Here is a 20,521-nt window from a genome sequence, read left to right as displayed (position 1 = left end):
CGGAGCCGGGCCCGATGGGTGAGCAGCAGCATGTGAAGTTCCCGCAAGAGGTCATCGACGAGTACGCCGCGCTCGGCGTGGACCTCCCGGCCCTGTTCTCCGCGGGCCACCTCGGGACCCGGATGGGCGTCCAGATCTCCGAGGCGTCGGCTGACCGGGTCGTCGGGACGATGCCGGTGGAGGGCAACACCCAGCCCTACGGACTGCTGCACGGCGGGGCCTCCGCGGTGCTGGCGGAGACGCTCGGCTCCATCGGATCGATGCTGCACGGCGGCAGCTCCAAGATCGCCGTGGGTGTCGACCTGAACTGCACCCACCACCGCGGGGTGCGCTCCGGGCTCGTCACCGGTGTGGCCACGCCCGTGCACCGGGGGCGGTCGACCGCCACCTACGAAATCGTCATCACGGACGAAAACGACAAGAGGGTGTGCACGGCCCGGCTGACCTGCCTCCTGCGCGACGTGAAGCCGGCCGACGAGGAGCTCATCCGCGCCGCGAACTGAGCGACGTAGGGAAAACCCTGGAGGGGCGGGCGCGCTCTTGTCGCGGCCGCCTCCGGGCGATTCACTGGCGCTCCCCCCACAGGAGAAGACCCGTCCCACCCGTAGAAGGGTTTCTCTTGACCTCCGTACGCGCCTTCGCCGTCACCGCCGCGGCCTGTGCCACCGTGCTCGCCACCGCGCTGCCGTCCTCCGCCATCAACTCCTACAACGCCGCGCCCGCCCCCGAACGCACCGAGGTGGGCGCGCTCGTGGCCACCTGGGACGACGACGGCGACCCCGCGACCCCCGACCGGGCCGACTGGGTCTGCTCCGGCACCATGATCGACGCGGACACCTTCCTGACCGCCGCCCACTGCACCTCGGACTGGCCCGACAACGTGCGGTTCCACGTCTCCCTCGACCAGGACGTGCAGTCCGGGCTCGACGCGGCGGCGAAGAAGTACCCGGGCGACCCGGCCGCGCAGGCCGCCGCCGTCGCCGTCCCGGGCACCGCCCACACCCACCCCGACTATCCGGGGCCCGCCTCCGACACCCGCGACATCGCGGTGATCCAGCTGCCCGCCGACAAGGTCAAGGCCCGCTGGAACTTCACTCCGGCGACCCTGCCCACCGCCAACCAGCTCGGCAAGCTCGGCCCGCAGGGCCTGAACGCCACCGACTGGCTCGTCGCCGGGTACGGCACCCAGGAGGCCGTCAACGGCCCCGGCGGCCAGACCCACCCCGGCGGCGGTGTCCGGATGAAGGCGCCCGTCACCTTCGACGCCCTCAACGCCTCCTGGGCCCGGCTCGCGATGACCGCGCCCCAGGGCAACGGCGGCGCCTGCTACGGCGACTCGGGCGGCCCCAACTTCGCCGTGCTCGGCGGCAAAAGGATTCTCGCCGCCACCACCATCACCGGCGACACCCCCTGCTACGCGACCAACGTCACGTACCGCCTGGACACCCCCGGCGCCCGCTCCTTCCTCTCACCGTTCGTGAAGCTGCCGTAACCCGCGGCGGCCCCACCCCACCCGCCCCCACCGGCGGCCACCGGTCGCACGGGAGGCCGACAGCCCCGCCGCAGCCACCGAGCGGCGGGGCACCGTCCGTCCTCCGGTCCGGATCCGCGCAACCGGCACACGCGGCCCACCAGCAACGGAGTCGCGACGTCACCGGCACCGGCGCACCGCGCCCGAGCGGCCGGTCCACCGACCGCCGGAACCGGCCGCCACCCGCCCGGGCGCCCGCCCCCGCATCCCCGCGACTCCCCCACGAGCGCAAGTTCGTTCGGTCCACCGTGACCGGCGACGCGGCCCCGCCGTCACCCTCCGGGCACCGGCACCTCCACCGCCGGACTCACCGCCCGCCCCGGCCGGCACACCCCCCGACGACACCGTGGAAATCTCCGTTTCCCAGCGCCCCGAAACCGCCCCCGACCCCGGGCACCTCATTCCTCAGCGTAACGCTCCGTAACGCACGCGCAATACAACCCCACGGTTTCACCTTCGGCCGTGCCCGCGCCCGGGACCTCTTCGATCTCCTTCGGGCCGCGCGCGACCCGACCAGCACATGATCTCAGCCATGGCCAACCGGAAGTGCGGGTTCTCAGAATGCGGACCTCGGCGAAAATCCACCAAACCCTCCACGAAGGCCTCCGGCCGGGACCCGGCATCCACGACGTCATAACAAGAAAGTCACAAGCCAGCCCGCGCCGCTGACCCTGCCCTTACCCCGGGCTTAGAGTCACGGCCAGTCACCGCTCCACATCGGGAGTTCGGTACCAGCGCGGCACTCACCCCCCGACCAGGGCGGGGCCTGCCTGTGAAAGGACTGATTGTGCGACAGCGTTCCTTGGTGATTCTTACCTCCGTTCTCACGACCGGAGCTCTGACTCTCACCGCCTGCGGCTCCCGAGACGACAGCGGTGACAAGGGCGGAGACAGCGGGAGCACCACGTTCACCATCGGCGTGGACGCCCCCCTCTCCGGTGAGAACTCCACCACCGGCCTCGGCATCCAGTACGGCGCTCAGATAGCCGTCGACGACGCCAACAAGAACAACTGGGTCCCGGGCGTGAAATTCAAGCTCCAGGCCCTGGACGACAAGGCGCAGCCCGCCACCGGCCAGTCCAACGCCACCAACCTCGTCGGTGACAAGACCGTCGTCGGTGCCGTCGGCCCGCTGAACTCCGGCGTCGCCCAGACGATGCAGCAGGTGTTCGCCTCGGCCAACATGGTCCAGATCTCCCCCGCGAACACGGCCCCCGAGCTGACCCAGGGCAAGAACTGGCAGACGGACAAGAAGCGTCCGTTCAAGACGTACTTCCGCACCGCCACGACCGACGAACTGCAGGGCAGCTTCGCCGCCGGCTACGCCTACAACGGCCTCAAGAAGAAGAAGGCCTTCGTCGTCGACGACAAGCAGACCTACGGCGCCGGCCTCGCGAAGATCTTCAACGAGCAGTACAAGAAGCTCGGCGGCAAGGTCGTCGCCACCGACCACGTCAACACCGGCGACAAGGACTTCGGCTCCCTCGTCACGAAGATCAAGAACTCCGGCGCCGACCTGCTCTACTACGGCGGCCAGTACGACGAGTCCGCGCTGCTCACCAAGCAGCTCAAGGACGCCGGCGTCAAGATCCCGCTGTTCGGCGGCGACGGCATGTTCGCCTCGACCTACATCGAGGCCGCCGGCAAGTCCTCCGAGGGCGACCTCGTGACCGCGATCGGTGTCCCCGCCGACACCCTGCCCGCGGCCAAGCAGTTCATCCAGACGTACAAGGACAAGGGTTACAAGGGCGACTACGGCGCCTACGGCGCCTACGCCTACGACGCCACCACGGCCATCATCAAGGCCGTCAAGGCCGCGGCCGACGCCAACGGCGGCAAGGTGCCCACCGACATCAACGACCTGCGTTCCAAGGTCGTCGACGGCGTCCAGAAGTCCGACTTCGAAGGCCTCACCGGCAAGGTCTCCTTCGACCAGTACGGCGACACCACCAACAAGCAGCTGACGGTCTACCAGGTCGAGAAGGGTGCCTGGAAGGCCGTGGAGACCGGCACCGCCGACCTCCAGTAGTTCCGGCCCCCAGTACGCCGAACCCCGGGCCGCGCGGAAGGAGGACCCCGACCGCGCGGCCCGTTTTCACACCCCCACCCAGCACGCGACCACGCACGCATCCAGTGCACACGACCACCAGCGACATGGAGGCCATGCGGTGAACACCCTGCCGCAACAGCTGGCCAACGGGCTGCTTCTCGGCTCGATGTACGGGCTGATCGCCATCGGCTACACGATGGTGTACGGCATCGTCCAGCTCATCAACTTCGCGCACGGCGAGATCTTCATGACCGGGGCCTTCGGCGCCCTCACGGTCTACTTCTACATCCTGCCCGACGGCACCTCGATGGCCCTCGCCGTACCGCTGATGCTCATCGGCGGCGCCCTCGTGGCCATCCTCATGGCCGTCGGGGCGGAACGGTTCGCCTACCGACCACTGCGCGGAGCACCACGCCTGGCACCGCTCATCACCGCCATCGGCCTCTCCCTGGCCCTCCAGGAGGTCGTCCGGAACTTCTACCCCGGCGCCGACCGCGCCCGCGCCTTCCCCGGCCTCGACGCCACCCACGACATCGGCTCCGTCACCATCAAGGACGCCGACATCTTCCTCATCCTCGCCGCCGTCACCTGCATGGCCGCCCTCGCCTTCTTCGTGCGCCGCAGCCGCACCGGCCGAGCCATGCAGGCCACCGCGCAGGACCCCGACACCGCGCAGCTCATGGGCATCGACACCAACCGCATCATCGTCATCGCCTTCGCCATCGGCGGCTTCTTCGCCGCCGTCGCCGCCGTCGCCTACGGACTCAAGTACGGCAACGTCGACTACCGCATGGGCTTCCTCATGGGCCTCAAGGCCTTCACCGCGGCCGTCCTCGGCGGCATCGGCAACATCTACGGCGCCATGCTCGGCGGCGTCGTCCTCGGCATCGCCGAAACCCTCGCCTCCGCCTACATCGACGAGATCCCCGGCATGCAGCAGCTCGGCGGCCAGAGCTGGGCCAACGTCTGGGCCTTCGGCCTCCTCATCCTCGTGCTCCTCTTCAGGCCACAAGGCCTGCTCGGCGAGCGCGTCGCGGACAGGGCGTGATCACATGACCGAGACGACCAAGAAGACCCCAGCGCCGGACGCCGTCCCCACCCCGACGCCCGCCCTGCGCGGTCTCATACCCCTGCCCGCCGCGGCCGCCCGCGCCCTGCTCCTCGCCGGCGGCATCGCCACCGCCGCCTCCGCGTTCCTCGCCTGGACCTGGACCGCCGAGTTCCCCGGCGACCTCACCATCAACGGCTACCCCGGCGGCCTGCAGTGGCTCACCTTCACCGCCGGCCTCCTCACCACACTGTTCGCGCTCGCCGCCTACGGCGTCCGCGGCCTCGGCTGGCTCCTGCCCGCCCGCAACAACGCACCCCTCGTGCTCACCGCACTCGGCGGCTTCACCGTCACCTGGTTCACCGTCATCGCCATCAGCATCAGCCTCGGCGGCGTCGTCAACCTCGAACCCGGCGGCTGGGTCGCGGCCATCGCCTCCCTCCTGCCCGTCCTCGGCGCCTTCGCCCTCCCCCAGGAGCGCACCGGCACCGACGGCACCAAGGCAGCCCTCAAGGCCTACATCGCCAAGCCCGAGCGCATCCCCGCCCCCAAGGCCACCGCGCCCTGGGTCCAGCGGGCCGTGATCACCGTCGTGACGATCATCGGCCTCGGCGTCTTCACCTACGGCATCGACACCGAGTACGGCGAACTCTTCGTCGGCTACCTCTTCGTCGTCACCTTCACCCTCTGGGCACTGCACACCGCCGGCCTCCTCGACCGCTTCTCCGCACAGGTCGCCGCCAACCGCAGCTTCACCCTCGCCATGGGCTTCGCCGCGGCCATCGCATTCCCCTTCACCCAGACCGACGACCACTACGCCAACATCGGCGTCAACATCCTGATCTTCGGGACCGTCGCCCTCGGCCTCAACATCGTCGTCGGCCTCGCCGGACTCCTCGACCTCGGATACGTCGCCTTCCTCGGCGTCGGCGCCTACACCGCCGCCCTCGTCTCCGGCTCCGAGTTCTCCACCATCTCCGGAGTCCACCTGCCCTTCTGGGCATCCGCCCTCGCAGGCGCCGCCGCCTCCCTCGTTTTCGGCGTCCTCATCGGCGCCCCGACCCTGCGACTGCGCGGCGACTACCTCGCCATCGTCACCCTCGGCTTCGGAGAGATCTTCCGCATCGCCGTCAACAACATGGACGGCCAGTCCGGGCCCGACGTCACCAACGGCCCCAACGGCATCCCGTCCATCCCCGACCTGAACCTCTTCGGGTTCAACTTCGGCCAGGCCCACGACATCGGCGGATTCACCCTCGGCCGCTTCGCCAACCACTACCTGCTGATGGTCCTCATCATGGCCATCGTGGTCCTCGTCTACACGCGTGCCGCGGACTCCCGCATCGGCCGCTCCTGGATCGCCATCCGCGAGGACGAGACCGCCGCCACCGCCATGGGCATCAACGGCTTCCGCGTCAAGCTCATCGCCTTCGCCCTCGGCGCCGCCCTCGCCGGCCTCGCCGGCACCGTCAGCGCCCACGTCACCTACAGCGTGGTCCCCACGCCGTACCAGTTCGCCGGCTCCACCCCGCCCAACTCCGCGTTCCTCCTGGCCGCGGTCGTCCTCGGCGGCATGGGCACGGTCGCCGGACCGCTCCTCGGCGCGGCCCTGCTCTACCTCCTCCCCGAGAAGCTGGTCTTCCTCCAGGAGAAGTCGCTCCTCGCCTTCGGTATCGCGCTCATCCTCCTGATGCGCTTCCGCCCCGAAGGCATCATCGCCAACCGCCGGCGCCAGCTCGAATTCCACGAGACCGGCCAACTCGACGTACCCAAACAGACCACGCTGACCGACGAACCGGCCGTCACCAAGGCGGGGGCGTAAGAACATGACAACACCTGTACTCGAAGCACGCGGCGTCACGATGCGCTTCGGCGGCCTCACCGCCGTACGCTCCGTCGACTTCACCGTCAACGCCGGCGAGATCGTCGGCCTCATCGGCCCCAACGGCGCCGGAAAGACCACCTTCTTCAACTGCCTGACCGGCCTGTACGTCCCCACCGAGGGCACCGTCTCCTACAAGGGCACCGTGCTCCCGCCCAAGCCCCACCTGGTCACCCAGGCCGGCATCGCCCGCACCTTCCAGAACATCCGCCTGTTCGCCAACATGACGGTCCTCGAGAACGTCCTCGTCGGCCGCCACACGCGGACCAAGGAAGGACTGTGGTCGGCCCTCCTGCGCGGCCCCGGCTTCAAGAAGGCCGAACGCGCCAGCGAGGAACGCGCCATGGAACTCCTCGAGTTCATCGGCCTCGCCCACAAGCGCGACCACCTGTCCCGCAACCTCCCCTACGGCGAACAGCGCAAGCTCGAGATCGCACGCGCCATGGCCTCCGAGCCCGGCCTGCTCCTGCTCGACGAGCCCACCGCCGGCATGAACCCCCAGGAGACCAGGGCCGCCGAGGAACTCGTCTTCGCCATCCGCGACAAGGGCATCGCCGTCCTCCTCATCGAGCACGACATGCGCTTCGTCTTCAACCTCAGCGACCGCGTCGCCGTCCTCGTCCAGGGCGAAAAGCTCGTCGAAGGCACCCCCCAGGTCGTCCAGGCCGACGAACGTGTCGTCGCCGCGTACCTCGGCGAACCCTTCGAAGGCGACCCCGGGGAAGCCGAAGCCGCCGAGGTCGAGGCCGCCGAAGCCGCCGCCGACGCGACCAGCACCACCAGCAGCACCAAGGGAGAAGCCAAGTGACCGCACTCCTCGAGGTCGAAGACCTCCGGGTCTCCTACGGCAAGATCGAAGCCGTCAAAGGCATCTCCTTCAGCGTCGAAGCAGGCCAGGTCGTCACCCTCATCGGCACCAACGGCGCCGGAAAGACGACCACCCTGCGCACCCTGTCGGGCCTGCTCAAGCCGACATCCGGGAAGATCCTCTTCGACGGCAAACCCCTCAACGGCATCCCCGCCCACAAGATCGTCGCCCTCGGCCTCGCCCACTCCCCCGAGGGCCGGCACATCTTCCCCCGCCTCACCATCGCCGAGAACCTCCAGCTCGGAGCGTTCCTCCGCAAGGACAAAGAAGGCATCGAGAAGGACATCCAGCGCGCCTACGACCTCTTCCCCATCCTCGGGGAACGCCGCAAGCAGGCAGCGGGAACCCTCTCCGGCGGCGAACAGCAGATGCTCGCCATGGGCCGCGCCCTCATGTCCCAGCCGAAGCTCCTCATGCTCGACGAGCCCTCCATGGGTCTCTCCCCGATCATGATGCAGAAGATCATGGCGACCATCTCGGAGCTGAAGTCACAGGGCACGACGATCCTCCTCGTCGAACAGAACGCCCAGGCTGCGCTCTCCCTCGCCGACCAGGGCCACGTCATGGAGGTCGGCAACGTCGTCCTCTCCGGGACGGGGCAGGACCTGCTGCACGACGAGTCGGTACGCAAGGCCTACCTCGGCGAGGACTGAGGTCCCCACCCACACGCCGAGAGGCCCGCTCCCCTTCCGAAAACGAAGGGGAGCGGGCCTCTCGCGTCGAGTTCTCAGCCCTTGTTGGCCTTCTTCTCCTCGGCGTCCTGGATGACCGCCTCCGCCACCTGCTGCATCGACATCCGACGATCCATCGACGTCTTCTGGATCCACCGGAAAGCAGCCGGCTCCGACAGCCCGTACTCCGTCTGCAGAATCGACTTCGCCCGGTCCACCAGCTTGCGCGTCTCCAGCCGGAGCGTGAGGTCCGCGACCTCCTTCTCCAGCTCCTTCAACTCCGTGAACCGCGAAACGGCCATCTCGATCGCCGGCACGACATCGGTCTTGCTGAACGGCTTCACCAGATACGCCATCGCACCCGCGTCCCGGGCCCGCTCCACCAGATCGCGCTGCGAGAACGCGGTCAGCATCAGCACCGGCGCGATGCTCTCCTCAGCGATCCTCTCCGCCGCGGAGATACCGTCCAGCTTCGGCATCTTCACGTCCAGGATCACAAGATCCGGCCGGTGCTCACGGGCCAGCTCCACCGCCTGCTCACCGTCACCGGCCTCACCGACGACGGTGTACCCCTCCTCCTCCAGCATCTCCTTGAGATCGAGCCGGATCAGCGCCTCGTCCTCGGCGATGACGACCCGCGTCGTCATCGGAGGCACGTGCGACTTGTCGTCGTCATCAGGCACATCAACAGGCTGGGGCGACTCGGGGGCACTCACGTGGGCTCCTTGGTAGGGGCAGGCCGGTACTGCTCCCAAGAGCGTACCTAGCTGCGGTATGGTGGACGGGCAGCGGGTCGGGGTAAATCTTCGATTCGCAGGAGCTCCGGTAGTCCAATCGGCAGAGACGATACCCTCAAAAGGTATTCAGTGTGGGTTCGAGTCCCACCCGGGGCACTTTTCCTTACTTTCTAAGGGCCCTCCCCGAAGCGGATGTCCACGTTCTCGTGAACATCCGCTTTTCGTTGCGTGTCGCCATGAACGCACTCCCACAGTGGCCTCATGTACGACGTCAGCACACGCAAGCGAGCACTCGCACTGGTGGCCCAGGGCCGCAGCCTGAATTCGGTGAGCCGGGAAACGGGCATCTCGCGAGCCGCACTCCGCTCCTGGCATTACCACCTCGAGCCGCGACCCCGTGTGACGCATCCAGACCCCGGGCCGCCCGCCGACGAGTCCGCGTACGCCTACCTACTGGGCCTCTACCTCGGCGACGGCTGCATCAGCGCTCACCCACGCGGCGGCCACTACCTCAGGATCGCTTGCGCGGACGCCTGGCCCGGGCTCATCGAACAGTGCCGCGAGGCCATCGGGAAGGTGCGCCCCGGCGTAGGCGTCTACGTGGCACAAAAACAGGGCTGCGTCGCGGTCACCAGCTATTCCCGGAGTTGGCCGGTCCTCTTCCCCCAGCACGGCCCCGGCAAGAAGCACGAACGCCGCATCGCTCTCGAGCCCTGGCAACAAGCCATTGTCGATGCCCACCCCTGGGAATTCATCCGCGGGCTCATCCACTCCGACGGCTGCCGGATCACCAACTGGACGACCCGTATGGTCGGCGGCGAGCACAAGCGTTACGAGTATCCCCGGTACTTCTTCACCAACGTCTCCGAGGACATCCGGCGGCTCTGCACCGACACCCTGGACAAGCTCGGTGTCGAGTGGACGCACTGCACCCGCAACGGCAACCCGTTCAACATCTCCGTCGCCCGCAAAGCGTCCGTCGCCCTCATGGACGCCCACGTAGGACCCAAGTACTGACACCGCCCTACTTCGGGCAGTCGTCCTCGCCGATGCGGTGGACCCGGACCATGTTCGTCGAGCCCGAGACCCCGGGCGGGGAGCCGGCCGTGATGACGACCGTGTCGCCCTGGCGGCAGCGGCCGTAGCGGAGGAGGAGTTCGTCGACCTGGTCGACCATGGCGTCGGTGGATTCGACGCTCGGGCCGAGGAACGTCTCGACGCCCCAGGTGAGGCTGAGCTGGGAGCGGGTGGCCGGGTCGGGGGTGAAGGCGAGGAGGGGGATCGGGGAGCGGTAACGGGAGAGGCGGCGGGCGGTGTCGCCCGACTGGGTGAAGGCGACGAGGAAGCGGGCGCCGAGGAAGTCGCCCATCTCGGCCGCCGCCCGGGCGACCGCTCCGCCCTGGGTGCGGGGCTTGTTGCGTTCGGTCAGGGGCGGGAGGCCCTTGGCGAGGATGTCTTCTTCCGCTGCTTCGACGATGCGGGCCATGGTGCGGACGGTTTCGATGGGGTGTTTGCCGACGCTGGTCTCGCCGGACAGCATGACGGCGTCGGTGCCGTCGATGACCGCGTTGGCGACGTCGGAGGCCTCCGCTCGCGTCGGGCGGGCGTTGTCGATCATCGAGTCGAGCATCTGGGTGGCGACGATGACCGGTTTGGCGTTGCGTTTGGCGAGTTTGATGGCGCGCTTCTGGACGATCGGGACTTGTTCGAGTGGCATTTCGACGCCGAGGTCTCCGCGGGCGACCATGATGCCGTCGAAGGCGGCGACGATGTCGTCGATGTTCTCGACGGCCTGGGGTTTTTCGACTTTGGCGATGACGGGGAGGCGGCGGCCTTCTTCGTCCATGATGCGATGGACGTCCTGGATGTCGCGGCCGGTGCGGACGAAGGAGAGGGCGATGACGTCGAAGCCGGTGTGCAGGGCCCAGCGGAGGTCGTCCTCGTCCTTTTTGGAGAGGGCGGGGACGGAGACGGCGACGCCGGGGAGGTTGAGGCCCTTGTGGTCGGAGATCACGCCGCCTTCGAGGACGGTGGTGTGGACGCGGGGGCCGTCGACGCCGGTGACTTCGAGGCAGACCTTGCCGTCGTCGATGAGGATGCGTTCGCCGGTGGTGACGTCGTCGGCGAGGCCGGCGTAGGTGGTGCCGCAGGTGCGGCCGTCGCCTTCGACTCCTTCTTCGACGGTGATGGTGAAGGTGTCGCCTCGTTCGAGGAGTACGGGGCCTTCGGTGAAGCGGCCGAGTCTGATCTTCGGTCCTTGAAGGTCGGCGAGGAGGCCGACGCTGCGGCCGGTTTCGTCGGCGGCTTTGCGTACCCGGTGGTAGCGCTCCTCGTGTTCGGCGTGGCCGCCGTGGCTGAGGTTGAAGCGGGCTACGTCCATTCCGGCGTCGACCAGGTCTTTGATCTGGTCGTACGAGTCGGTGGCGGGTCCAAGGGTGCAGACGATTTTCGCTCGGCGCATGAGACGAGCCTATGAGTTACCGACTGGTAGAGAATTGGTCGAGCGTGACTACTCAACAGACTTTGCGTGAAGCGTTATTGACAAGTGTTGAATTGTGCGTCGGGGTGCTCCGATGAGCACCCCGACAAAATTCGGTCGCACTTTCGGATAATCGCACGGCGGGGATTACAGCTGTGGCGGCACCATGGTGAAGCGGGCGTTGATCTGGGCGTGGACGCGTTGGCGCTGGGGTTCGAGGTCGAGGGGGGCGGGGGTGTCCTCGGCTGCGCCGGCGAACGCGGCGGAGCGCATGCGGCCGGGCGCCTGGGGGTAGGCCGGCGGGGCGCTCTCGGCGCCGATGTCGGCCAGTTCGACCAGGGCGGAGAGGGAGGTGCCGAGGGCTTCGGCGTACTCGCGGGCGCGCTGGACGGCTTCGTGTACGGCCTGCTTGCGGGCTTCGCGGTGGGCGGGTGAGTCGGGGCGCAGGGCCCACCAGGGGCCGTCGACGCGGGTGAGGTCGAGGTCGGCGAGGCGGGTGGTGAGTTCGCCGAGGGCGGTGAAGTCGGTGAGTTCGGCGGTGACGCGGACGCTGCCGTGGTAGGTGCGGACGCGTTCGCCGCGGCCGTGTTTGGTGAGTTCGGGTGTGATGGAGAAGGCGCCGGTCTCCAGGCGTTCGACGGCGTCGCCGTAGGACTTGACGAGGTCGAGGACACCGGCGTTGCGGCGGGTGAGGTCGTCCAGGGCGGAGCGGCGGTCGCGGCCGCGGGCGGCGACGGTGATGCCGATGCGGGCGATCTCGGGGTCGACTTCGAGGCGGGCCTCGCCGCGGACGGCGATACGGGGGGCCTCGGGCGTGCCGTAGGGGACGGCGGGCGGGGAGGCGTCTGGGATGGCCGCGGTCATACGTCCCACTCTGTCATGTCTGGGCTGGTTGGCGGCCTGGGTTCCGGGGTTCGAGTCATCAGATCGCAACCTGCCGGGTCTGTTGCGGCCGGTCGTGGGCGGGTCAGAATCTACGCGCGTTATCTACGCGCGTCGTTCCACAGATTCCGCGAGGAGCCAGACATGCCGTTGAACCGCCGGAAGTTCCTGGAGAAGTCCGCCGTGACCGGGGCGGGGGTGGCGCTGGCGACCGGTGCGGTCGGAGCGCCGGGTGCGCAGGCGGCCGAGGCGAAGCACGGCACCAAGCGGTACGCGTTCACCGTGCTGGGGACGACGGACCTGCACGGCAACGTCTTCAACTGGGACTACTTCACGGACAAGGAGTTCGACGACAGGGACCACAACGACGTCGGTCTCGCGAAGGTCTCCACCCTCGTCAACCGGGTCCGTGAGGAGAAGGGCCGCCGCAACACGCTGCTGATCGACGCGGGCGACACCATCCAGGGCACCCAGCTGTCGTACTACTACGCCAAGGTCGACCCGATCACGGCCGAGGGCGGCCCGGTGCACCCGATGGCGCAGGCGATGAACGCGATGGAGTACGACGCGGCGGCGCTCGGCAACCACGAGTTCAACTACGGCATCCCGGTGCTGCGGAAGTTCGAGCAGCAGTGCAGTTTCCCGCTGCTGGGCGCCAACGCGCTGGACGCGAAGACGCTGCGGCCGGCGTTCGCGCCGTACAGCATGCACCGGCTGCGCACCCCGCACGGGCGGGACGTGAAGGTGGCCGTGCTGGGTCTGACCAACCCGGGCATCGCGATCTGGGACAAGGCGAACGTGCAGGGGAAGATGACGTTCCCGGGTCTGGAGGAGCAGGCGGCGAAGTGGGTGCCGAAGCTGCGGTCGATGGGCGCGGACGTCGTGATCGTGTCGGCGCACAGTGGTTCGTCGGGGACGTCGTCCTACGGTGACCAGCTGCCGTACATCGAGAACGCGGCCGCTCTGGTGGCCGAGCAGGTGCCGGGGATCGACGCGATCCTGGTCGGGCACGCGCACACGGAGATCCCCGAGTACTTCGTCGCGAACAAGGAGACGGGCAAGCGGGTCGTGCTGTCGGAGCCGCTGAAGTGGGGGCAGCGGCTGACGCTGTTCGACTTCGAGCTGGTCTGGGAGAAGGGCTGCTGGAAGGTCGAGAAGGTGGGGGCGAAGGTTCTCAACTCCAACACGGTGGAGGAGGACCCGAAGATCACGAAGCTGCTCCTGGACGAGCACGAGAAGGTCGTGGCGTACGTCAACCAGGTCATCGGCACCAACGCGGCGGAGATGACGTCGGCCGAGGCGCCGTACAAGGACGTTCCGATCATCGATCTGATCAACCACATCCAGGCCGACACGGTGAAGCAGGCGCTGGCGGGCACGGAGCACGCCGCGCTGCCGGTGCTGTCGCAGGCGGCGTGCTTCTCGCGCAGTGCGCGGATCCCGGCGGGGCAGGTGACGATCCGGGACGTGGCCGGTCTGTACGTCTTCGAGAACACGCTGGAGGCGCGGCTGATGACGGGTGCGCAGATGAAGGCGTATCTGGAGTTCTCGGCCAACTACTTCGTGCAGACCGCGCCCGGCGCGCCGGTGGATGCGGCGAAGCTGACGAACGCGAACGGTACTCCGGACTACAACTACGACGTGGTGAGCGGCCTGTCGTACGAGATCGACATCGCGAAGCCGGCCGGGTCGCGGGTGACGAACGTGCGCTTCGAGGGGCAGCCGCTCGCCGACGACGCGACGTTCGTGTTCGCGGTGAACAACTACCGGGCCAACGGCGGCGGGAACTTCCCGCATGTCGCCGCCGCCCCGGTGCTGTGGTCGAACTCGGAGGAGATCCGCAACACCATGATCGCCTGGGTGAAGGCGACGGGGTCGATCGACCCGGCCGAGTTCGCCGCGGTGGACTGGAAGCTCACGCGCGAGGGCACGCCGGTCTTCTGAGCCGCGTCCTCGCTCACCTTCGGTCGTCGACCAGCGGGGTCAGTGCCGGTGCCTCGCGGGGCGGTGGGACGTGCCTGCGCTGGGTGAGGCCGAAGGTGGTGAAGGCGGTGCGGGCGGGGAGTGCGTAGGCCTCCCCGCCCGTCAGAGAGTTGAGGATGATCGCGCTGCGCCAGGCGGCGAGGCCGAGGTCGGGGGCGCCGACGCCGTGGGTGTGGGTCTCGGCGTTCTGGACGTACACCGTGCCGGTGACGCACGGGTCGAGGACGAGCCGGTACTCCTCGTCGACGCGCGGCCGTTCCCGGTTGTCGCGGCGCATGTAGGGGTCGAGGCCGGCGAGGATCCGGTCGAGGGGGCGTTCGCGGTAGCCGGTGGCGAGGACGACGGCGTCGGTGGTGAGGCGGGAGCGGCTGTCCTGCCGGCCGTGTTCCAGGTGCAGTTCCACCTGGGTCGTGGCGATGCGGCCGGCGGTGCGGACACGGACGCCGGGGGTGAGGACGGCGTCGGGCCAGCCGCCGTGCAGGGTGCGGCGGTAGAGCTCGTCGTGGATGGCGGCGACGGTGGCGGCGTCGATGCCCTTGTGCAGCTGCCACTGGCCGTCGACGAGCCGGTCGCGGGTGGACTCGGGCAGGGCGTGGAAGTAGCGGGTGTGGTCGGGGGTGAAGTGTTCCAGGCCGAGCTTGGAGTACTCCATGGGGGCGAAGGCCTCGGTGCGGCCCAGCCAGTGCAGCTTCTCGTGTCCGGCCGGCCGGTTGCGCAGCAGGTCGAGGAAGATCTCGGCGCCGGACTGTCCGAGGCCCACGATCGTGACGTGTCCGGCGGCCAGGAGGGCGGCGCGGTGGTCGAGGTAGTCGGCGGCGTGCACGACGGGTACGCCGGGGGCCTCGACGAGGGGCTTGAGGGAGTCGGGGACGTAGGGCTCGGTGCCGATGCCGAGGACGACGTTGTGGGTGTAGGTCCGGCCGAGGGCCTCGGCTTCTCCGTCGGCGTCGAGCTGGGTGAAGTCGACCTCGAAGACGTCGCGTTCGGGGTTCCAGCGGACGGCGTCGACCTGGTGGCCGAAGTGGAGCCCGGGGAGGTTCTCGCAGACCCAGCGGCAGTAGGCGTCGTACTCGGCGCGCTGGATGTGGAAGCGTTCGGCGAAGTAGAAGGGGAAGAGCCGCTCGCGGGACCTGAGGTAGTTGAGGAAGGTCCAGGGGCTGGTGGGGTCGGCGAGGGACACCAGGTCGGCGAGGAACGGCACCTGGATGGTGGCGCCCTCGATGAGCAGGCCGGGGTGCCAGCCGAAGGCGGGGCGCTGCTCGTAGAAGAGGGTGTCGAGGCCGCCGAGGGGGTGGGCGAGCGCGGCGAGGGAGAGGTTGGCGGGTCCGACTCCAATACCGACGAGGTCGCGGGGGGCGTCGGGGTCGGGGTGTGGCGGGGCGTCGGGGCCGGGGGTCGGCGCTGGGTTCATCGGGGGGTGTGTCCTTCCACGAGTGTCGCTCGGCTCGCTGCCGCGAGGTGCAGCAGGGCGGCCAGGTCGTCGGGACCGGTGGCGGGGTTGAGGAGGGTGGTCTTGAGCCAGAGCCGGCCGTCGAGGCGGGCCCGGCCGAGGACGGCGCGGCCGGTGGTGAGCAGCGAGCGGCGTACGGCGGCCACGGTGGTGTCGGTGGCGTCCGCGGGCCGGAACAGCACCGTGCTGATGACGGGTGGGGCGTGCAGTTCGAAGCCGGGGTGTTCGGCGACGAGTGCGGCGAACTCGCGGGCGCGGTCGCAGACCTGGTCGACGAGTGCGCCGAGTCCGTCGCGCCCCAGCGTCTTGAGGGTGACGGCGAGTTTGAGGACGTCGGGGCGGCGGGTGGTGCGCAGGGACCGGCCGAGCAGGTCGGGCAGTCCGGCCTCGGTGTCGTCGGCGGCGTTGAGGTAGTCGGCGCGCTGTCCCAGGGCGGCGAGGTCGCGGGCGTCCCGGACGGCGAGGAGGCCCGCGGCGACCGGTTGCCAGCCGAGTTTGTGCAGGTCGAGGGTGACGGTGTCGGCGGCGTCGAGCCCGGTGAGCCGTGGGCGGTGCCGGTCGCTGAAGAGGAGGCCTCCGCCGTAGGCGGCGTCCACGTGCAGCCGGGCGCCGTGGGTGGCGCAGCGGGCGGCGATCTCGGGCAGCGGGTCGATGTATCCGGCGTCGGTGGTGCCGGCGGTGGCGGCGACGAGCACGGGGCCGGGCTGTGCGGTGAGGGCGTCGTCGAGTGCGGAGGGGTCGAGCGTCCCGCGCGGGGTGGGTACGACGACGGGGTCGGGCAGCCCGAGCAGCCAGGCGGCGCGTGGCAGGGAGTGGTGGGCGTTGGCCCCGCACACGAGCCGGACGGTTTTGCCGTGGGTCTCTCGGGCGAGGAGCAGGGCGAGCTGGTTGGATTCGGTGCCGCCGGTGGTGATGAGGGAGTCGGGGGCGGTGGGCTGCCCGGTTCCGTGGATCTGCCGGGCCAGTGCCTGTGCGACCAGTCTCTCCAGTTCCGATGCCCCGGGTGCCTGGTCCCAGGAGTCCAGGGACGGGTTGAGGGCGGAGGCGGCGAGGTCGGCGGCCGCGGCGACGGCGAGCGGGGGGCAGTGCAGGTGGGCGGCGCACCGGGGGTGGGCCGGGTCGGCGGCGGTCTCGGCGAAGGCGTGGACCAGGGTGTGCAGGGCGTGGGGGTCGCCCTGGTCGGGGAGGACGTCGCCGGCCGCCTGCCGGAGCCGGGCGGTGACCGCCTGCGGGCCGCCCGCCGGGAGCGGCCCGCCCCGCGCCCGGGTACCGGTGGCCAGCGCCTGTAGGACGGTGTCGAGCATCGGCCGCAGGGCACGGGGGCCTTGGGGGCCTGAGGCGAGGGGCGGGTTGCTCATGGGGCTGTCCTCCGGGGCGCGGGGCGGCGCGCCCGAAGAGACCAACGACCCAACCCGGGTGGAGGTACCTCCGTGAGGGAAATCCGGTCGGGCCGGTGCCCGGGGGGCTCGGTCCTTGAAGTCGGCCGTGTGGTCCGCGGCCCGGGCGGCGAAGGGGCGGGCCGGCCTGCCGGTGACCTCCCGGACGGTGTCGGTGATCTCCGGGGCGGTGGCGGCCCTGGCGGCGAAGGACTTCAGCAGGGCCGTGAGGGTGCCCGGTGGGAGGTGCGGGAAGAGTTCGGGGCCCGCCTCTTCGGGTGCCGGTTCGGTGAAGCGCAGATCGCGGCTCAGGGCGTCACCGATCGCGGTGACCTGCCCGGCGTGATCGTCTCGGGTCCGGTGAGGCGGTGGGCGGCGCCCGCGTGGCCGTCGTCGAGGAGGGCGCGTTCGGCGACGGCGGCGATGGCGCCCTCGTGGGCGCGGAGCGGACCTCGGCGAAGACGCGGACGGTGTGGCCGCTGCGGATCTGCGGGGCCCGTTGGAAGGCGTTGGTGGCGAACGCGCCCGGCCGCGGGAAGGTCCGTGCCGGGCCGCTGTCGCGGATGTGCCGTTCGGTGGTGGCGTGCGTGACGTGGATGGGGTGGGTCTCGTCGGCGCCCGGCCCGGGGATCGCGGAGGACGGCAGGACGACGTGGCGCACCCCGGCGGCGCGGGTCGCCGCGGGCGGGCCGGGGGTGTGCTCGCCCGCCCGCCTGGACGTACGGGAGCAGCGTGGTGACGGCGTCGAACAGGCCGGCCCGGGCGTCGTGCCGGAGGCGTACCGTCTCGGCGCCGGCGGGCAGACGGGCCCGCCGCGGGTCGCGGGTCCGTGCCCGTGCGGACGGGCCGGCGGTGACGAGGCGTTCGGCCAGGGCGTGGCCGACGTTTCCGGTGGCACCGGTCACTGCGATCATGGAGGGCTCCTCGGGGCCGGGTCGTCTGTCGTGACCCGAGGCCGGGAAGGGCGGCCGGCCCGCCGTGTCGGCGCAAGGGACCAGCCGCCCGTGAGTGCCCCACGTCGCCGGTCCTTCTAGTCCTCCTGACCGCCCTGGACCCGCAACGCCCGTGCCAGGTCGTCGAGTTGGTCGACGAGCCTGCGGCGTAGGGCGGGGATCGGGGCGGCGTCGCGCAGGCATTCCCGGCCGAGGCGGAGGGTGTCGGCGTCGACGGCGTGCGCGGGGAAGGCCCAGAGGCCGGCCGCGTCGGCGATGGCGGGGCCGCGGCGGTCGGCGACGGCGACCGCGTCGGCGTAGTAGCGCTCGACGTAGGCGCGTACCAGGTCGGCCTGTTCGGGCTGCCAGAAGCCCCGGGCGGTGGCGGTGAAGAGGTAGTTGGACAGGTCGTCCGAGCCGAACATCGCCTGCCAGGCGCGGGCCTTGGCCTCCGGGTCGGGCAGGGCGGCCCGGCAGCGGGCGGCGCCCTCCTGGCCGGTGGCGCTCGGGTCGCGTTCCAGTTCGGTGGCGATGGCGGCCTCGTCGGTCGCGCCGAGGACGGCGAGCCGGGCGAGCACGCGCCAGCGCAGTTCGGGGTCGAGTTCGGGGCCGCCGGGGACGGTGCCGTCGGCGAGCCACGCGGCGATGGTGTCGGGGTGGGCGGCCACGTCGATGCGGTGGCGTACGGCGATCAGGCGCAGGCCGGGGTTGTCGCCGTCCTCGGTGCGGCGGATGAGGTCGCGGCACAGTTCGGAGAGGGTGGCGAGTGCGGCGGGCCGCTCCTCGGGCGTGAGGTAGCGGTCGGTGATGTACGTGGAGGCGAAGGCGAGCACGCCCTGGACGACGGCGAGGTCCGTCTCCAGCGGGAGGTGGGTCCTGGCGGTCTCCAGGTAGGCGCCGGGGGCGAGTTCGCCGTCGCGGACGGCGTCGCGCAGGGCGTTCCAGACGACCGCGCGGGTGAGCGGTTCGGGCAGGCCGGACAGCTCCTTGCGGACGGTCTCGAAGGACTCGGGGTCGAAGCGGACCTTGGCGTAGGTGAGGTCGGCGTCGTTGAGGAGGAGCAGGGCCGGCCGCTTGCCGATGGGGTGGGGATCGGTCTGCGGGAGGTCCAGGTGGAGGCGTTCGCGCAGGACGAGTTGCCCGCCGTCGTCGCCGAGGTCCCGGTCGTAGAGGCCGGCGGCGATGCGGTGCGGGCGGCTGCCGGCGCGGTCGACGGTGAGGGCGCAGGTGCCGTGCTCGCCGGGGGCGATCCGCGGGGTGAGGGTGTCGACGCCGGTGGTGCGCAGCCAGGCGTCGGCCCAGGCGTGGACGTCGCGGTCGGTGGCGCCGGCGAGGTTGTCGATGAAGTCGGCGAGGGTGGCGTTGGCGAACTTGTGCCGGGCGAAGTGGGTGTTGATGCCGGCGAGGAAGTCCTTCTCGCCGAGCCAGGCGACCAGCTGCCGCAGCGCGCCGGCGCCCTTGGCGTAGGAGATGCCGTCGAAGTTGAGCAGTGCGGAGGCGGTGTCGTCGACGGCCTCGGGGGCGACGGGGTGGGTGGAGGGGCGCTGGTCGGCGTCGTAGCCCCAGGACTTGCGGGTGACGGCGAAGTCGGTCCAGGTGTCGCTGAAGCGGGTGGCTTCGGTGAGGGTCTGGTAGCCCATGTACTCGGCGAAGGACTCGTTCAGCCAGATGTCGTCCCACCACTTGAGGGTGACGAGGTCGCCGAACCACATGTGGGCCATCTCGTGGGCGATGACCATGGCGCGGGTCTGGCGTTCGGTGTCGGTGACGGCGGAGCGGTAGACGAACTCGTCGCGGAAGGTGACCAGGCCGGGGTTCTCCATGGCGCCGGCGTTGAACTCGGGGACGAAGGCCTGGTCGTAGGAGTCGAACGGGTAGGGCTCGTCGAACTTCTCGTGGTAGCGGTCGAAGCAGGCGCGTGTGATGTCGAGGAGTTCGTCGCAGTCGGCGTCCAGGTAGGGGGCGAGGGAGCGGCGGCAGTGCAGTCCGAAGGGCAGGCCGCGGTGCTCGGTGCGTACGGAGTGCCAGGGGCCGGCGGCGACGGCGACGAGGTAGGTGGAGATGAGCGGTGTGGGGGCCGTCTTCCATACTCCGTCGGCGTGTTCGGTGATGCTGTTGGCGAGGACGGTCCAGTCCTGCGGGGCCTTGACCGACAGCTCGAAGACGGCCTTCAGGTCGGGCTGGTCGAAGGCGGCGAAGACCCGCTGGACGTCGTCCATGAACAGCTGGGTGTAGACGTAGGTCTCGCCGTCGGTGGGGTCGGTGAAGCGGTGCATGCCCTCGCCGGTGCGGGAGTATCGCATCCGCGCGTCCACGAGCAGTTCGTGCTCGCCGGCGGTGAGGTCGGGCAGGGCGAGCCGGTTGCCGTCCAGGGTTTCCGGGTCCAGGGGGTGTCCGTCGAGGGTGACGGAGCGCAGCTCGGCGGGCTTGAGCTCGACGAAGGTGTCCCCGTCCACGCGGGCAGCGAACCTGATCAGGGTGCGGGAGTCGAAGGTCTCGTCTCCGCCGGTCAGGTCGAGTTCGATGGTGTAGCGGTGGACGTCGAGGAGCTCGGCTCGGGTCTGCGCTTCGTCGCGCGTCAGTACGGACATGCGAGACATGCTGCCTGATGGCGTCGGCATGGCACAGGGGC

16 protein-coding genes and 1 tRNA gene are annotated in these 20,521 nt (G+C 70.0%); 11 read left to right on the top strand and 6 right to left on the bottom strand.

Annotated features, from left to right (window positions below; all coding sequences use genetic code 11):
• The first annotated feature begins 14 nt into the window (after positions 1-14).
• The 7 genes from ACIQHQ_RS05320 (at position 15) to ACIQHQ_RS05290 (ending at position 8,032) form a co-directional block, all read left to right on the top strand.
• Positions 15-503: a PaaI family thioesterase gene (locus ACIQHQ_RS05320; protein ID WP_402610258.1), complete on the top strand. Its 489-nt coding sequence runs from the start codon at positions 15-17 to the stop codon at positions 501-503.
• A 116-nt stretch (positions 504-619) separates the two neighbouring features.
• Complete coding sequence (locus tag ACIQHQ_RS05315) at positions 620-1,492, top strand: trypsin-like serine protease (protein ID WP_402610256.1); 873 nt, start codon at positions 620-622, stop codon at positions 1,490-1,492.
• Between the two features lie 841 nt (positions 1,493-2,333).
• Positions 2,334-3,560, top strand: a complete 1,227-nt coding sequence (locus tag ACIQHQ_RS05310; protein WP_402610626.1) for a branched-chain amino acid ABC transporter substrate-binding protein — start codon at positions 2,334-2,336, stop codon at positions 3,558-3,560.
• A 139-nt stretch (positions 3,561-3,699) separates the two neighbouring features.
• Entirely contained in the window at positions 3,700-4,629 is a 930-nt protein-coding gene (locus ACIQHQ_RS05305) for a branched-chain amino acid ABC transporter permease (RefSeq protein WP_402610254.1), read from the top strand.
• A 4-nt stretch (positions 4,630-4,633) separates the two neighbouring features.
• Positions 4,634-6,451, top strand: coding sequence for a branched-chain amino acid ABC transporter permease (locus ACIQHQ_RS05300; RefSeq protein WP_402610252.1), 1,818 nt, complete (start codon positions 4,634-4,636; stop codon positions 6,449-6,451).
• Between the two features lie 4 nt (positions 6,452-6,455).
• The gene (locus tag ACIQHQ_RS05295; RefSeq protein WP_402610250.1) at positions 6,456-7,319 is read left to right on the top strand and encodes an ABC transporter ATP-binding protein; all 864 of its coding nucleotides are present in this window, start codon (positions 6,456-6,458) and stop codon (positions 7,317-7,319) included.
• On the top strand, positions 7,316-8,032 hold the full coding sequence (locus tag ACIQHQ_RS05290) for an ABC transporter ATP-binding protein (RefSeq protein ID WP_402610248.1): 717 nt from the start codon (positions 7,316-7,318) through the stop codon (positions 8,030-8,032). Before ACIQHQ_RS05295 ends, ACIQHQ_RS05290 begins: the two co-directional genes overlap by 4 nt.
• Before the next feature lie 74 nt (positions 8,033-8,106).
• On the opposite strand, the gene ACIQHQ_RS05285 is transcribed toward ACIQHQ_RS05290, so the two are convergent.
• Entirely contained in the window at positions 8,107-8,766 is a 660-nt protein-coding gene (locus ACIQHQ_RS05285; protein ID WP_402610246.1) for an ANTAR domain-containing response regulator, read from the bottom strand.
• Between the two features lie 103 nt (positions 8,767-8,869).
• Between ACIQHQ_RS05285 and ACIQHQ_RS05280 the strand changes: the two genes are divergently transcribed.
• Positions 8,870-8,943 (top strand) — tRNA-Leu (locus ACIQHQ_RS05280).
• Positions 8,944-9,048: 105 nt separating this feature from the next.
• Positions 9,049-9,804 carry a transcriptional regulator gene (locus tag ACIQHQ_RS05275; protein WP_402610244.1) on the top strand — a complete coding sequence of 252 codons (756 nt, stop codon included), beginning with the start codon at positions 9,049-9,051 and terminating at the stop codon, positions 9,802-9,804.
• 7 nt (positions 9,805-9,811) lie between these two features.
• Here the strand turns inward: ACIQHQ_RS05275 and pyk are convergent, their stop codons facing one another.
• Complete coding sequence (gene pyk, locus ACIQHQ_RS05270; RefSeq protein WP_402610242.1) at positions 9,812-11,248, bottom strand: pyruvate kinase; 1,437 nt, start codon at positions 11,246-11,248, stop codon at positions 9,812-9,814.
• A 165-nt stretch (positions 11,249-11,413) separates the two neighbouring features.
• A complete protein-coding gene (locus ACIQHQ_RS05265) occupies positions 11,414-12,130 on the bottom strand; it encodes an SIMPL domain-containing protein (RefSeq protein WP_402610240.1) in 717 nt (238 codons plus the stop codon).
• Between the two features lie 162 nt (positions 12,131-12,292).
• Between ACIQHQ_RS05265 and ACIQHQ_RS05260 the strand changes: the two genes are divergently transcribed.
• On the top strand, positions 12,293-14,092 hold the full coding sequence (locus ACIQHQ_RS05260; RefSeq protein ID WP_402610238.1) for a bifunctional metallophosphatase/5'-nucleotidase: 1,800 nt from the start codon (positions 12,293-12,295) through the stop codon (positions 14,090-14,092).
• Between the two features lie 13 nt (positions 14,093-14,105).
• Here the strand turns inward: ACIQHQ_RS05260 and ACIQHQ_RS05255 are convergent, their stop codons facing one another.
• Complete coding sequence (locus ACIQHQ_RS05255; RefSeq protein ID WP_402610236.1) at positions 14,106-15,542, bottom strand: lysine N(6)-hydroxylase/L-ornithine N(5)-oxygenase family protein; 1,437 nt, start codon at positions 15,540-15,542, stop codon at positions 14,106-14,108.
• Positions 15,539-16,939, bottom strand: a complete 1,401-nt coding sequence (locus ACIQHQ_RS05250) for a pyridoxal phosphate-dependent decarboxylase family protein (protein ID WP_402610234.1) — start codon at positions 16,937-16,939, stop codon at positions 15,539-15,541. Before ACIQHQ_RS05250 ends, ACIQHQ_RS05255 begins: the two co-directional genes overlap by 4 nt.
• A 386-nt stretch (positions 16,940-17,325) precedes the next feature.
• Here ACIQHQ_RS05250 and ACIQHQ_RS05245 point away from each other — a divergent pair, with 386 nt between their 5' ends.
• Positions 17,326-17,991, top strand: a complete 666-nt coding sequence (locus tag ACIQHQ_RS05245) for a hypothetical protein (protein WP_402610231.1) — start codon at positions 17,326-17,328, stop codon at positions 17,989-17,991.
• Here the strand turns inward: ACIQHQ_RS05245 and pepN are convergent.
• Positions 17,988-20,480, bottom strand: coding sequence for an aminopeptidase N (pepN, locus tag ACIQHQ_RS05240; RefSeq protein ID WP_402610229.1), 2,493 nt, complete (start codon positions 20,478-20,480; stop codon positions 17,988-17,990). The genes ACIQHQ_RS05245 and pepN overlap by 4 nt on opposite strands.
• Between the last annotated feature and the right edge of the window lie 41 nt (positions 20,481-20,521).

The organism is Streptomyces sp. NPDC092370, assembly GCF_044755265.1.
GTDB lineage: Bacteria > Actinomycetota > Actinomycetes > Streptomycetales > Streptomycetaceae > Streptomyces.
This window is presented reverse-complemented; position numbering and strand designations above follow the sequence as displayed.